General features: G+C 57.5%; 8 protein-coding genes. 4 read left to right on the plus strand and 4 right to left on the minus strand.

Features of this window, described 5'->3' with window-relative positions; genetic code table 11:
- Nucleotides 1–56: 56 nt before the first annotated feature.
- Both ABD949_RS08015 and ABD949_RS08020 read left to right on the plus strand, forming a co-directional pair.
- The gene (locus tag ABD949_RS08015; RefSeq protein ID WP_345242320.1) at nt 57–983 is read left to right on the plus strand and encodes a DUF6807 domain-containing protein; all 927 of its coding nucleotides are present in this window, start codon (nt 57–59) and stop codon (nt 981–983) included.
- A gap of 42 nt (nt 984–1,025) precedes the next feature.
- Nucleotides 1,026–3,854: a 3-keto-alpha-glucoside-1,2-lyase-like domain-containing protein gene (locus tag ABD949_RS08020; RefSeq protein WP_345242323.1), complete on the plus strand. Its 2,829-nt coding sequence runs from the start codon at nt 1,026–1,028 to the stop codon at nt 3,852–3,854.
- 13 nt (nt 3,855–3,867) lie between these two features.
- Here the strand turns inward: ABD949_RS08020 and ABD949_RS08025 are convergent, their stop codons facing one another.
- On the minus strand, nt 3,868–4,524 hold the full coding sequence (locus ABD949_RS08025; protein ID WP_345242325.1) for a hypothetical protein: 657 nt from the start codon (nt 4,522–4,524) through the stop codon (nt 3,868–3,870).
- A 30-nt stretch (nt 4,525–4,554) separates the two neighbouring features.
- Entirely contained in the window at nt 4,555–5,802 is a 1,248-nt protein-coding gene (locus ABD949_RS08030; RefSeq protein ID WP_345242327.1) for a DUF418 domain-containing protein, read from the minus strand.
- Nucleotides 5,803–6,044: 242 nt separating this feature from the next.
- Between ABD949_RS08030 and ABD949_RS08035 the strand changes: the two genes are divergently transcribed.
- Nucleotides 6,045–9,116 (plus strand): SusC/RagA family TonB-linked outer membrane protein, encoded by a 3,072-nt coding sequence (locus tag ABD949_RS08035; protein ID WP_345242329.1) that lies wholly within the window; start codon nt 6,045–6,047, stop codon nt 9,114–9,116.
- A 3-nt stretch (nt 9,117–9,119) separates the two neighbouring features.
- On the plus strand, nt 9,120–10,790 hold the full coding sequence (locus ABD949_RS08040) for a RagB/SusD family nutrient uptake outer membrane protein (RefSeq protein WP_345242331.1): 1,671 nt from the start codon (nt 9,120–9,122) through the stop codon (nt 10,788–10,790).
- A 73-nt stretch (nt 10,791–10,863) separates the two neighbouring features.
- Here ABD949_RS08040 and ABD949_RS08045 read toward each other — a convergent pair whose 3' ends face one another.
- Both ABD949_RS08045 and ABD949_RS08050 read right to left on the minus strand, forming a co-directional pair.
- Nucleotides 10,864–12,420, minus strand: coding sequence for an Ig-like domain-containing protein (locus ABD949_RS08045; protein ID WP_345242333.1), 1,557 nt, complete (start codon nt 12,418–12,420; stop codon nt 10,864–10,866).
- A gap of 63 nt (nt 12,421–12,483) precedes the next feature.
- Nucleotides 12,484–14,998, minus strand: a 2,515-nt coding sequence (locus tag ABD949_RS08050) for an Ig-like domain-containing protein (RefSeq protein WP_345242335.1), incomplete at its 5' end; no start/stop codon positions are given.

Consider the following 14,998-nt stretch of genomic DNA (forward strand, 5'->3'; position numbering starts at 1 on the left):
GCTTTTGTCCTTATACTCCTGTTTACGTTTCCCTTTGGGATGTGACTCTGACAATTATGACCCGATTGGTTACCTTCTGCCTGTCTATCGTTCTCCTTTTCGGGGGCGGCATCGCGCCCTCAAAAGCCTTTGGTCCGGCAAAGCCAGGTTCCGGCAAAATCGATTTACGGATTGAACACGATGGGCAGGCCGGCACCATTTCGGTGTACCGCGTTGGCGAAAAAACACCGATCCTGACCCAGCACGCCCGGCCCGATACCCGCCCGTATATCCACCCCATTGTAGCTCCCGACGGCAAAGGCGTTCTCACGGAACACCGGCCCAAACATCATCTGCATCAGACCGGCCTGTACTGGGGCCTGAAAGAGGTCAATGGCCGCGACTATTTCATGAACTGGCAGGGCGATTACTACCGACGCGTTTCGGCCACGGTTACCCGGAAGAAAGGCCGGCAAGTTAGCTGGCAGACCGTCTATGACCTGATCGACGCGCAGGGGAATACCCTCCTGACCGAAACCCAGAACTGGTCCATGCAGGAAGAAGCCGGTAAATATCTGCTGGATCTGGAATGGCGGGGCAACGCCAAAACGACCGTCAACCTGGGTAAATTCTACGTCGGCGGGCTATTTATCCGGATGCCCTGGCAGCCGGGCATCAACGGCGAGGTGGTCAATGCCGTTGGCCAAACCAATAAAGAGGCCGAAGGCCAACGCGCCATCTGGACGGATGTAGGCATCCAGGTCGAGGGTCGGAGTGATCCGGCGCATATCGCTATCTTCGATCATCCGGATAACCGGGCGTTCCCTACCCCCTGGCGGGTCGATAACGAACTGGGCGTGGGGCCGTCGGTCCAGATTCTGGGCGACTGGCGCATTGAGCCCGGCCAGACGGAAGTGATCCGCTACCGGCTGCTGGCCTATAGCGGAGCCCTAAAAGATGCCGGCCTTACCCGGCAGTGGAAAGAATTTGTCCGGGCGTACTGATACCCGCCGTCGTCTGGCTAATTAAAAATCAGAACAAGACACATGAAACCCTTAGCATACCTCGTTGCAATTGTTCCGTTTCTGTACGTATATACCCATCGGGCACCGGCCCCGGCGGTTATGGCGTTCGAGCCGGATTCGATCCCGGAAAGCCGGAACACGGATAAGTACGATAACTTTACCGACTGGGCTATCTACCGGGGCGACAAAAAAGCCAACCAGTACGCCGAGCTGGCGCAGATCAACGCGACCAATGTCCACCAGCTCCGGAAAGCCTGGGAATACCATACCGGCGACCCCAAGGGGCCGTCTATGTACAGCAATCCAATTATGGTGAACGGCCTGCTGTATTTCACCACGCCCAGGCTGCATGCCGTGGCTCTAAACGCCGTCACCGGTAAGCCCGTGTGGGTGTTTGATCCAGCCAGGTACAGCGCCGACAAAAAAGAATTCCGGGGACGCAGCCGGGGCGTTACCTACTGGGAAGATGCCGGCGGCAACAAACAGCGGATCTTCAATTTTGTAAAAGACCGGGTGTACGCCCTGGATGCCAGAACCGGGGCGCTGATTGAGTCGTTTGGCGAGAAAGGCTTTATCGATTTACGGAAGAACCTCCCGGTTGATCCGGCCAAAGCAGACATTGAAGTCACCACCCCCGGCATTGTGTACAAAAATTTCCTGATCATTGGCTCGCGGGTACCCGAAGGCGAAGACTCCACCCCCGGCGACATCCGGGCCTACGATACCGAAACCGGTCAGTTCAAATGGATCTTTCACACCATCCCGCAGAAAGGAGAGTTCGGGTACGATACCTGGAAACGGGTCGATGGCGTGACCTACGGCGGGGCGAATCCCTGGGGTGGCCTCTCGCTGGATGAGGAACGCGGCTGGGTGTTTTGCGCCACCGGCTCACCGGCCGCCGATTTTATCTACGGCGGAGACCGGAAAGGCCTTAACCTGTTCGGCAACTGCGTGCTGGCCCTCGATGCCACCACCGGCAAGCGCAAGTGGCATTACCAGACCATCCACCACGACATCTTTGACTACGACAACCCGCCGGCCCCCATGCTGACCACCATCACCACCAATGGAAAATCCAGAGATGCGGTAGTCCAGTTTACCAAAATGGGGCTCACCTTCGTGCTGGACCGGGATACGGGCGAACCCATTTTTCCGGTGGTCGAGATGCCCGTGCCGCCCTCCGAGGTACCGGGCGAGGAAGCCTGGCCGACGCAGCCGTTTCCGCTGAAACCGGCTCCGCTCAACCGCCTGATCCTGACGGAAGCCGATCTGACCAATATTACCCCGGAATCCCGTGCCTCGGCCCTGAAGCAGTTTCGGAAATACAAAACCGGTTATCTCTATACACCAGCTTCCCAGCAGGGTACCATTACCCTACCCGGCCACCAGGGCGGTATGGAATGGGGTGGCGGCTCGTATGATCCCTACGCCAATGTGGTATATGTAAACGTGAACGAAGCGCCGACCATCAACCAGCTGGTTCCCTACCAGGATATGGGTAATGTTGCCCTGGCTACTGCGGCCGAACGGGGGGCCATGCTCTACAACCGAAACTGCACCTCTTGCCACGGGGCCAACCGGCAGGGGAATCCACCGGCCTTTCCCCCGCTTACCAACCTGAAACTGAGTAGCGCCGAGATTCGCACGGTGCTGCATGCCGGTCGGGGCATGATGCCGGCGTTTTCGCAATTCACCAACGAACAGGTAAACGATCTGGTCGCCTTTCTGGAGAGCCGGCCGCAGGCGGTAAAACCCGAAAAAGCGGTGGCTGGGCGGGTACGGTACGCCAACGAAGCGCCTTTCTTTGTGGACCCCTACGGCTATCCGGCCATTGCCCCACCCTGGGGTACGCTCAACGCCGTTGACCTGGCCACGGGCGATATCCGCTGGAAAGTGCCCCTGGGCGAATACCCCGAACTGGTCGCCAAGGGTATTCGCAATACTGGCTCCAAAAGCTTCGGCGGACCGGTGGCCACGGCCGGCGATGTGGTCTTTATGGCCGGTACCCCCGACGAAAAGATCCGGGCCTTCAGTAAACATACCGGGGAGGTTCTGTGGGAGTACCAACTGCCGGCGGGTGGCTACGCTACGCCAAGCGTTTACATGATCGACGGTAAACAATACGTGGTGATTGCCGCCGGCGGTGGTGGCAAAAACGGCACTAAATACGGCGACTCCATCATTGCCTTTGCCCTGCCGGATACCGACGACCGGCAGTCGCAACAAACCAAAACCAACACCGACTGGATCGACCTCTTCGACGGCGCTACCCTGACCGGCTGGGTACCCCTCAACGGTGCCCATACCTATGCGGTGGAAGACGGCGCTATCGTCGGACGAACCAAAGAAGGCAGCCCCAACTCGTTTCTCTGTACCCGGCAAACGTTTGCTGATTTCGAGCTGGAACTCGACGTGACGGTAGACAGCGTAACCAACTCGGGCATCCAGATCCGCTCCAGAGCCAAACCAATAACAGTCGGCAAAGGCCATGATTTGCGGGCCGGACGGGTGTATGGGCCACAGGTAGAGATGCAGCGAAACCACCGGCCGGGTACGCCCACTACGGGCCTTATTTACGGTGAAGCGCTGGGCACAGGCTGGCTCTCTTCGCCCGATAAAATCCAGAACGGTCACCATCTGCTGAACAACGAAGGCTGGAACCGGCTGCGCATTGTCGCCAAAGGGCCGCGCATTCAGACCTGGCTCAACGGCCAGCCGATTGAAGACCTTACGCATGAGGGGGTGTATAAATCAAACCCCAGCGGATTCATCGGCCTACAGATGCACGGCATCGACGGTAAAGGTCCCTACGTCATGCGCTGGAAAAATATCCGCATCCGGCGGCTTTAATTTCGTATCCCGACTAATACACAGCCAAGGCTATCGGGTTTCTTTTGTGGTACAGTTCGGGCAGAAAGTATTCGAAGTTGCCAACTTCTTCGATGTTATGTTTCAGCCAGGCAGGCCCCATGGCCGGTGTGAAAATCCACGGACGAAATAACCGGTTAAAAACATACCGCCCCAGCGGGTGATTGGTCCCTACAACCATATCCGATATGTACTGTGTGCCGTCCGCTACGGCGATGAACTGGTGCTCCAGACTGAATACCTCCACGCCCAGCATCCGGCGGACTAGCCGGATACCCGTCGTGTCCAGCTTGACCACCTCTTCAGTGCTGTCAATCAGGTACTCCATATTGCCGCCAAAGGCTTCCACAATCCGGAACCTGGCCCCTACGCCGACGTAGCCATCGGGGGCCGGCCGGTCGAGGGCCCAATGGATGTGGTCGATGGGGTGCCAGACCTGGTAAGCCGGGTAAACCTGTCCTTTGTACAACATCATGTCGCCGATATGGCGAAACCACCAATCCAGCATGGCGGGCGTTACACCCCTGATGAGGTCGTGGTCGATGTGGAGGTGATACACCTGATCGTCGCTGATGGTAAAGCTAGTTTGCGCCGAATCAAGCGTTTTCATGGTCCAGCCAAACGGTCGGGATTGGGGTAGTTTCCAATGCATGAATGTGGATAGTAACAGTCAGTAAAAAACTCAAGCCACGGGTTCCAGTTCCCGGACTTGCTTCCGCATGGGCTGAGCCTTAAAGTAGGTTAGCGAACGCCAGAGCCACTCGACCGGGCCGAAGTGGAACCGGCGCAGCCACCAGTTGGAGAACGGGATCTGTAAGGCAAAGAAAAGCAACCCTGCCCCCACCGAAGCAGCCATACCCATCTTGCCGATCTGCCCCAGCCCGTAGCCCAGGAAAAGCAGCACCCCAAAGGCAGTGCCGCAGAGGTAGGTGGTCAGCCCCATCCGGCCCACGGCAACTAGCGAACGTAAAAGCATACTGCGGGTTTGCCAGAATAGCAGCACCACCCCGGCCACGTAAAACGCCGACAAGGCAGCCTGGTGCACATCAAAGGCGGTTAATGATACGAATCCGCGCCAGTCGGCCGGCGGAGGGCCGAAGATATTACCTCCCAGACCAATTACGGTACCCGTGGAAATAAGCGCCATTGCGGCCGACCAGCCCAGCAACTGCCGGAAGAATCGCCGGTGCCCGGACGTATCGACAAAATACTGTTTGCGGCCCACGTATAATCCCAACAGGAACAGTCCCAGGGTAATGTAGAGCCGGCCGCTTAGTAACTGGAAGAACAGAGTACCCATGAGGCCTTCTTTGGCATTCATCACCACGACCTCGCCCAGCGTACCGGTGCTTTTGATCCGGTACTCCTCCTGGGCCACTTTAATAAACCCGGCCATCTGCTGCTTGCCGGCTTCAACCTGCGCCGGCGTTGGCGGTGGGGCATTGACGGACATGATCCGGTTGACCAGCAGGGGGGCGTTGAACACCAGCAGGAGACCAATAATCAGAATGGCCCGGTTGCCCAGCCGGTGCAGCAGCAACAGAAACAAACCCAGAAATGCATAAATTCTGAGAATATCACCGGAATAAAAAAGGCTGTGGGTAAAACCAATGGCAAAGAGAAGCGCCAGCCGCCAGAGCATTCGTCCGGCAAACGGCCGCCCCGCCCGACGGGCATGATCGAGCTGTATGGCAAAACTCAATCCAAACAGGAACGAAAAGATGGTGAAGAATTTACCAAAAGTCAGAAAGGTACCAAGGTCGCTCACCCACTGGTCGTACGGCGAAAAGATGATGTTGTAACCCGGCGGGGGAAAGCCAGCCAGAAACTGCCCACTGCAATGAGCCACAATAATCCCGACCAGGGCAAAACCTCTGAGCGAATCAACGACCTGAAGCCGCTCTTCCTGCCTGCGAACACCTGTTTCCATAAGCGATAATAGTAAGATGGACTGTTGCTGATAAAAGTACCAAGCCCCTGATTGTAAGCCTACTGGTTTTGAGTAACCGGTAGACTCTTCTGCGTAGACAACCTAAATTTTGAGTGAACGGAAGAAATGAGGCTTTAACAGCCCTTCACCAGATGAGAATTAATTTTTCATCAATTTTCAATCACCTGCCTGAAAAGCACTTAACTTATACCCAATTTGCGACCCTTATTACATACCGAACCATGAAATACTTTACCTACACACCACCCCCCTTCGGACCGAAGTGGGGTATTTTTTTGCTCCTCGTCCTATGGGCCAGCACCCCGCTGGTATACGCACAGTCATCCTTGCTGGCATCGGCGGGAAAAGGCCCTTCCACCGCCAGTGGCTCTCACCGCCAGGCTCCCTATGAACTGACTGTACGAGGACGTGTACTGGATGGCGTTACCAAAGAACCGCTCACCGGTTGCACGGTCGTGATCAAAGGCACCATGAAAGGAACCAGTACCGATGCCAACGGGGCCTACACCATTGTGGTCCCCGACGGCAATGCCGTGCTGGTCTTTGGCTTTATCGGCTACGAAAAAATGGAGGTACCCGTCAACGGCCGGACCACCCTCGACGTTACCCTGAAGGCGCTGGCCTCCGAACTGGATCAGGTCGTGGTTATCGGTTACGGTACCACCACCAAGAAAGACGCTACCGGTGCTCTGAAAACGGTTAAAAGCAGCGAATTCAACCGGGGTATCATCAACTCGCCGGAACAATTGCTGCAGGGACGCGTAGCCGGCGTTAATGTAACCTCCGCGAGCGGTGAACCGGGCGGGCGGCAGAATATCACCATCCGCGGGCCGGGCGGGGTACGTACCGGCAGTACGCCCCTGTTTGTCCTCGACGGCATTCCGCTGGATAACTCCAGCTCGAACGGGGCCACCTCCAACCCGCTCAACTTCCTGAACCCGCAGGACATCGAAGCCATTGACGTTCTGAAAGATGCCTCTGCCACGGCGATCTACGGAGCGCGCGGTGCCAACGGCGTTATCCTGATCACGACCAAAAAAGGCAAGGCGGGTGCCGGCAACCTGACCGTGTCGGCCAACGTGGGCGTATCGAACGTGGCCCGGCCGCTGCCGCTTTTCTCCGCCGATGAGTATCGCCGGCAGGTAGTAGCGGTTGGCGGCACGCTGGAGGATCAGCGGGCCAATACCGACTGGCAGCGCGAAATCAGCCGGACGGCCATCACCCAGGATTACAATGTGGCCTTCAGCGGAGGTGCCGAGAAGCTGACGTATTACGGCTCAATCGGTATGCAGAACCAGGAGGGCGTTCTGAAAAACAGCCGGCTTAACCGCTACACGGGCCGTTTCAACGCTTCCCAGAAGTTTATGGAAGACCGGCTGGTGCTGGATGTGAACCTGACGGCTTCGCAGACCACCAACGAGCGGCCCCCTATCGACGGTGTGCTGGGTGCGGCCCTTTCGGCCAATCCGACCTTCCCGGCCTATGATCCCGCGACGGGTACTCCGGCCCGGTACCAGGCCTTTACCAATCCGCTGATTACGCTGGCCCTGCAAAAAGATTTGACGACGATCAACCGGGTGGTGGCCAATATATCCCCGTCTTTCAAAATCACCAAAGACCTGGTTTACAAGCTGAACCTGGGTGTGGATAACGCCAGTTCGACCCGCGACCTGCAGTCGCTGGCCAGCGCCGTGCCGCAGCAGGACGGCCGGCTCGAAAGCATCTACGGCAACAACCAGAACGTGCTGATCGAAAACTATTTCACCCATACCCTGGCGCTGAACGATCACAACCTGACTTCCCTGGTGGGCCACTCTTACCAGAAATTCGCGATCCGGGGCCGGAACTGGAGCATCAACCGCTTCCCGATTACGCCCATTGAGCCGATCAACAACCCCAGTCTGGGTCAGGAGCTGGCGCTGGCTACCAACCGGCCGGGTGGCTTTGCCATCGACAATGAGTTGCAGTCGTTCTTTGCCCGGGCCAATTACCAGTACAAGAACCGCTACCTCCTCACGGCCACGGTACGGGCCGACGGATCAAGCAAGTTCGGGGCGAACAACAAGTACGGGGTATTCCCCTCGTTCTCGGCCGGCTGGCGGTTGTCAGAAGAAGCCTTTATGCAGTCGGGGCCGTTTTCAGACCTGAAGATCCGGGCCGGCTGGGGGCAGACAGGTAACCAGGAGATTCCGTCGAAGATTACCCAAGCACTGTTTACCTCCAGCACCTCGGCCTCGACCAGCTACCCGCTCGACAACTCAACCAGTTACCCGGCTGGTACCACCTACACCCGGCTCGCCAATCCCGATATCCAGTGGGAGGTGTCGACCCAAACCGATATCGGTCTGGACTTTGGCCTGTTCAACGGCGCATTGACGGGAGCGATTGACTATTTCCGGAAAGTATCGGGCAAGATCCTGCTCGAAGTGATTCCCGCCGATCCCATTCAGCCGGCGGCTACCTACTGGACCAACGTGCCGGATATGACCATCACCAACCAGGGCCTGGAACTGGACCTGAACTACCGGTTCGTAAGTCAGGGTGGCCTGCGGCTCGATGTAGGCGGTAACGTTACGTTCATCAAAAATGTGGTAAACAACTCGCCTTACACCGTCATCACGTCGGGCTCGGCGCAGGGGCCGGGCCTAACCTCGGCTACCGTTAACGGCTACGTAAACGGCCAGCCGATTGGTACATTCTTCCTGCGCGAATACATCGGCATCGACGAAAAAGGCGTGAGTAAATACCGCGACGTGGACGGCGACGGCATCGGCGGGACCGACAAAGACCGGATTGCGGCCGGCAGTGCCTTACCCACCCAACAGTTTAACTTCAACACCAGCATCGGCTACAAGGGGTTCGACCTGATGGCTAACTTCAACGGTGTGTCGGGTAACAAACTGTACGACAATACGGCCAATGCCTTCTTCTACAGAGCGCGGCTGGTGAAGGGGCTGAATGGTACACCGGAGGCTGTGGGCGAGGCCAACGAGTCGATCAACAACGCGGCTCCGGTATCGACCCGCTTCCTGAAGAGTGGTTCTTTCTTCCGGCTGAATAACCTGACACTGGGTTACAACCTCAATCCCAGGATGATCGGCATGAACCGGTGGATCAACAACATCCGGCTCTCGGCCACCGGCCAGAACCTGTTCGTAATCACGAACTACAACGGCTTTGATCCGGAAGTTAACACCGACCGGACCGTCAACGGTATTTCGTCCTACGGTATCGATTACCTGAGCTACCCGAGAGCGCGTTCGTTTGTATTTGGCATTAATTTGACGTTTTAATCCATGAAAAAGTCTTATATAACCTCCCTAGTTTTAACAGGTTTGATTAGCATAACCAGTTGTACGGATTTGGCCGAGAACGTACTCGACGAAGCCTCGGCCACGGGCCTGACAGACAAGCAGGCGGCCGACGGTAACATTGCCCCGGTATACGCCCGCCTGCCGGACATTTTCCTGCACACGAATTATTTTGCCCTGCAGGAGATCTCGACCGACGAGGCCATTCTGCCCTACCGGGGCGGTACCGACTGGGGTGATAACGGTATTTACGTCGCTATGCACCAGCACACGCATACCAGCACCGACCCGAACCTCCGGAACACCTGGAATCTTCTCACGCAGAGTATTTCGCGCTCCATTTCGGCATTGAGTACGCTGCCGACGATCAACGACCAGAACGCGAAAACCTACATTGCCGAAGCACGGGGTATGCGGGCGTATTACAATATGCTGCTGCTCGACCTGTTCGGGCTGGTGTTTGTTAAAGAAAATCCGCAGGCCATTTCAGACATCCGCCGGGGTGAGCAGGCGTTTGAATACATCAAAAGCGAATTCCTGGCGGCCGAGCCGGATCTGCTGCAGACCGTTGGCCCCGGCCGCCTGACCAAGGCCGCTGTATGGGGGCTGCTGGCCCGACTGCACCTGAATGCCGCCGTCTACCGGGATCGGTACGCCACGCAGTTTACCTTTAAGCCCGAGGATATGGACAAGGTGATCGAATACACCGACAAGATTATCAGTTCCGGTCAGTACCAGTTGTCGCGGGATTACTTCTCCATATTCAACGATAATAACCACGACAACAAAGAGCTGATTTTTGCCGTCGACCAGCGCGCCGAACTGAACGGTCACAACCGGATGGCTTACTTTTCGCTGTCAGGCGACCAGTTTCCGCTCCCGGCCTTTCCGGCGGCCAACGGCACCGACGGCCCGGCCATCACTCCTGACTACTACCAGACCTGGGTGACTGCTTATTCCGGCGACCCGACCGTTGATCCGCGTTTTTACAAGCAGAACATGATTATTCCGGCCGACTCCTGCATAGCGGCTAGCGATTTTAGTATGAACCGGGGTATTCTGCGGGGGCAGCAATATGGTCTGCTCCGTCCGGCCGGCGCGTTTATCCGCTGCGGCAATAACTACCGGATCGGCAGGCTGACCAACGTAACCCGCAACCGGCCCACCCTGCCGGTCAATTTTACCGAACGGGTCGATTTTACGGTACCGGGCAGCGATTACAATACGGGCTACCGGGTCTTGAAGTACGAGTTCAGCAAAAAATCCTCGTCGGGCCGCAACCTGGGCGACGCCGATATTTCAATCGTGCGGCTGGCCGATGTGTACCTGATGCGGGCTGAGGCCAAACTGCGCAAAAGCAACGATGCTGCCGGTGCCCTGGCCGATGTGAACGCCGTACGGGCCGCCCGGACCGCCACCACACCCGCGCCGGCGTTGAGCACCATAAACCTGGACCTGCTGTACCGGGAACGTGGTTTTGAACTGTACTGGGAAATGGTGCGTCGCACGGATATGATCCGGTTTGGCAAATACGAAGGTACCTGGACCGAAAAGACCAACAGCGATCCCAAGAAGCGCATCTTCCCGATTCCGCAAAATGCGATCGACGGAGCCTCCAACCTGCCGGGGTATCTGAAACAGAACGAAGGGTACTAAGGTGATTTCGCTGCATAAAAAATGGCTGCCCTGATGTAGGGCAGCCATTTTTTATGCAGCGCCGGAGGCCGCATTACCTGAGTCCTCCGGATTTTGTTTTCGTCAGCACAACGGGGGTACAGACGGGCACACAGCAATCGCCGGCCGTAACAATAATGGGACAGCAGCCACCCGCCGGACACGTGTTGTTTGATGCCGATACGGTATAGTTACCAGCCTGCGTGATCGTGATTGACCTGGCTGTTGAACCGGCAATTGGCTGACCGTTCCGAAACCATTGGATGTTCTGGTAATTGCCCGGAATACTGACCAGCAGCGACTCTCCCTCACACAACACAATTGGTACCGACGTACACGCCGAAGCCACATTGTTGTTCAGGTTCGGATCGCTGGCGCCACTACTCTGAATGGAAGCCTGATTGACCACCACTCCCTCCGCCAGCAGCCGGACGCTCAGCACCATCGACACCGTTTCGCCGGTATTTAAATTTCCGATAGACCACAAACCCGTCCCCGGATTGTAACTCCCCCGGCTAACCACGGCCGCACCCTGAACCTGCACCTGAGCCGAACGGGGCAGCGTATCCAGCACCACTACGTTCATTGCGTTGCCCGGCCCTACGTTCTGAACCGTCACGGTAAAACTGACCACATCCCCAACGGCGGCCTGCGCCCTGCTCACCAGTTTGGTCACCACCAGATCGGCGGGCTGCGCAGCAACCGGCAGGACCGTTACCGAAACCACCGCGCTGGCGCACTGGGGCGGCTGCGTGAGGCTACAGATCGTGTAGGTATACGATACCGGCCCCGTGAAGCCGGCCGCCGGCGTAAAGGTAATGCTGCCGTTGGCATTCACGACTGCCGTACCGCTGGCCGGCGGCCCTGTCAGGCTCACCGTTACGTTGGTGGTACTGGCGGGCCCGCCGTTGCGGGTATCGTTGGCCAGCACGGTCGTGGTAACCGGCGTACCGGCCTGCGTAGTGGCATTGTCGGGATTGGCCACTGTGCCCGTCTGGCAGTTGGCCGCCGGACCGGCGATGTTCACAAACTGCTCCAGAGGCACCACATTCCCCCCGGCGGGCTGACCAGACCGCGAGTAAAAGCTGTTGCCTACGTTTAACGAGAAACGCTGGTCGGCGGCCGCGATAAACGGGTCGTTGGGTGGTAAAGGCGCAATCGGCCCAAAGCAACCATTTCCCCGGAAGCTGAACAAGGCTACGGCCACCCCGGATTGTAAGTTTCCATATTCGGTTTCAGAAGGACTTTTGCCGATTACATAGTAATTAAAGGCCGGGTCCAAACCGGCTCCCGCATAATTCTGATTCGGCTGGCCGGGACCGAGTTTCAGCGGATTCTTTTCCCAGGTTCCCCGGATATCCTGTATATCCTGGATGACAAACTGGGCCGGAACCTTTAGCGTAAACTGGGCAGTGCCTCCCCGTTCGGTAGTGGTAGTGTTATTGCCATTAGGCAGGTTGTAGTTCGGAATGACAAGGGCGGTGTACCGGTCAGTGGCCGGATTATACGTTACCTGGTAATTGACGGTGTTGGTTGAAATCTGCTGACTATGCCCCCACCGGCTCGTCAGTCCGATCATAACCCAAAAGAATACCAGTAAAATTCGCTTCATGTTGTTCTTTTTTGAGATCAGTGTGATAGGGAAAGGGAGGGGGCCGCAGCCCCCTCCACTAGGTTAGGGAAGTTGTTCGCGTATTCTGAAGAAAGGCTGCTTTAATGTATTACCGGGATGGTTATTGATCACATTCTGGTAAACAAACTCCAGGTCATTGCCCGTACCCTGGAAGACAGTTTCGCCATTCATGTTGATATCGCCATTGTAGTAACCGAGCAGTTTGTAGGACGGCAAAACCAGCAAATTACCGGGAGCCGTAGTCACTTCCTGATAAACTACGTTCAGGTCGTTATCGGAGCCCTGGTACGTCACAAACTGATGCGGTGCGATTGGCAGGTTATCCCGTAAGGCATTTCCTGCCCACATAGCAACGCCCTGACTAACCACCACCTGCGCCTGATCGACCGTCACCTGCGTATAGCTGGTTGTACCGGTGTAGGTAAAGGTTGGGGTAGATGGCCGGCGGAAGTCGACCACCGCAGCCGTCGTACCAAGCGGAACGGCAGTTTGCGTCATAACGCCCAGGTGGTTGCGATGCATTATTACGACATAATAGTTGCCGGTCGTTGCCAGACTGAATGTAATCGGCGAAACCCCGTTTACATCCACAATATCCCCATCCCGCTGAATCAGCGCGGCCCGGCTATCAACCACCTGCGTCACATTGGCGGCACTGCGCAGCTCCACAAACACCCAGTCGACAATGGCGTCGCGCCCGGTTACGGTAAACACCGCTGGACCTACCGAACCGGTGGGGGTAAGCGGATTGAAACCGGCATAAGGACTGGTTGTCGGCAAATAGCCTTTAACGCGCAGATCATCCCGCATCAGTGTATCCGGCATCATGACCCCAAGCAGAGCCCCCTGCAGGTAGGCCCTGGCCGACAGAGACACCGCGCCCGGCGATACCGTAACGACCACCCTGGCGGTATCGCAAAGGGCGGTGTTGACAAGATCACAAATCTGGTACACCAGCGTCACCGAGCCGCTAAAGCTGGTAGCGGGCGTGAAGGTAATGCTGCCATTGGCGTTGACCACCGCCGTACCACTGGCCGGCTGAACCGTAATGATCGGCGCTGTCACGTTCGTCAGACTGGCCGGCTGCCCGTTACCCGCCTGATCATTCAGCAGAACGGGTATGTTGACGGCGTTGGGTTCGGCCGTAAACGCAACATCAGCATTAGCAATCGGAGGATTCGGCACACAGTTATTAATAACAACAACCGTTGCTACAGCGGTACAGCCACCGGGGCCTGTCGCCGTGACGGTGTAGCTGCCGGGCAGGTTCACCGTGGCCACAGCACTGCCGTTCTGGGTAATAATTGCCCCTACCGGACCCGCATAACTGTAGCTGATCGCTCCTGTTGTGGAGGTAGTCGCTGTCAGGGTGGCTGTCAGCGCAGTACAGTTCAGGGCGGCACTGACCGTCAGGCTCAGGTTCTGCGGTGCTGTTTCCAGTACGACATTGACAAAAGCATACCCGACACAGATCGGACTCAAGCCCGTAGCGGTTACGGTGTACGTACCCGGCTGGTTCACTACCGCCGTGTTTGATCCACTTGCGGTGACACCTGGCCCAGTGAAGACATAGCTGACATCCGGGGTCGAACTATTGGCGGTCAGCGTAACCGCCCCAGCCGTACAGGGTAAGAGGCTACCCGCAACCAGGGTCAGGTTTTCCGGAGCCGCTCCACCGCCGGGCACCATCTCTGTGGTTAAAGCCGTACATCCGTCGGGCGCAGTCGCTACTACCGTGTAGATGCCGGGTTCATTAACAATAGCCGTCGTTGACCCGGCCAGCGTCACACCAGGACCACTAAAGACGTAGGTCACGCCAGGCGTAGAGCTGCTGGCGGTCAGTGTCACAAAAGGCGTATTACAACTAACCGGACCACTTCTGGTTAGCGTCAATTCCCGGGGTGTTCGCTCATCAGGAACGACCATAACAGCGGTGGAACTACAACCCGCTGCGGTGGTGGCCGTGACCGTATAGCTGCCCGGCAGGTTCACCGTCGCTACGGCACTGCCGTTCTGGGTAATCACCGCCCCCAGCGGACCCACAAAGCTGTAACTGATCACGCCCGTGCTGGAGGTGGTCGCCGTCAGTGTCGCCGTCAAAGCCGTACAGCTCAGGGCCGCACTCACCGTCAGGCTCAGGTTCTGGGGCGCTGCCGGGGCCGGGGCGACCACCACGATGGCGGTCGAGCTGCACCCGCCAGGGCCGGTGGCCGTGACCGTATAGCTGCCTGGCAGGTTCACCGTGGCTACCGCAGCACTGCCGTTCTGGGTGATGACCGCCCCCAGCGGACCCGCAAAGCTGTAGCTGATCACCCCTGTACTGGAGGTAGTGGCCGTTAAGGTAGCCGTCAGGGCCGTGCAGCTTAACCCACTGCTCACCGTCAGGCTCAGGTTCTGGGGCGCTGCCGGGGCCGGAGCCACCACCACAATGGCGGTGGAGCTGCACCCACCGGGGCCGGTGGCCGTGACGGTATAGCTGCCTGGCAGGTTCACCGTCGCTACGGCACTGCCGTTCTGGGTAATCACCGCCCCCAGCGGACCCACAAAGCTGTAACTG

The organism is Nibrella saemangeumensis (assembly GCF_039541915.1).
Taxonomy (GTDB): domain Bacteria; phylum Bacteroidota; class Bacteroidia; order Cytophagales; family Spirosomataceae; genus Nibrella; species Nibrella saemangeumensis.

What these genes read in the sequence shown, in the direction of transcription:
- ABD949_RS08015 (WP_345242320.1), top strand. Translation starts at nt 57, where the DNA reads ATGACCCGATTGGTTACCTTCTGCCTGTCTATCGTTCTCCTTTTCGGG.
- ABD949_RS08020 (WP_345242323.1), top strand. Translation starts at nt 1,026, where the DNA reads ATGAAACCCTTAGCATACCTCGTTGCAATTGTTCCGTTTCTGTACGTA.
- ABD949_RS08025 (WP_345242325.1), bottom strand. Translation starts at nt 4,524, where the DNA reads ATGCATTGGAAACTACCCCAATCCCGACCGTTTGGCTGGACCATGAAA.
- ABD949_RS08030 (WP_345242327.1), bottom strand. Translation starts at nt 5,802, where the DNA reads ATGGAAACAGGTGTTCGCAGGCAGGAAGAGCGGCTTCAGGTCGTTGAT.
- ABD949_RS08035 (WP_345242329.1), top strand. Translation starts at nt 6,045, where the DNA reads ATGAAATACTTTACCTACACACCACCCCCCTTCGGACCGAAGTGGGGT.
- ABD949_RS08040 (WP_345242331.1), top strand. Translation starts at nt 9,120, where the DNA reads ATGAAAAAGTCTTATATAACCTCCCTAGTTTTAACAGGTTTGATTAGC.
- ABD949_RS08045 (WP_345242333.1), bottom strand. Translation starts at nt 12,420, where the DNA reads ATGAAGCGAATTTTACTGGTATTCTTTTGGGTTATGATCGGACTGACG.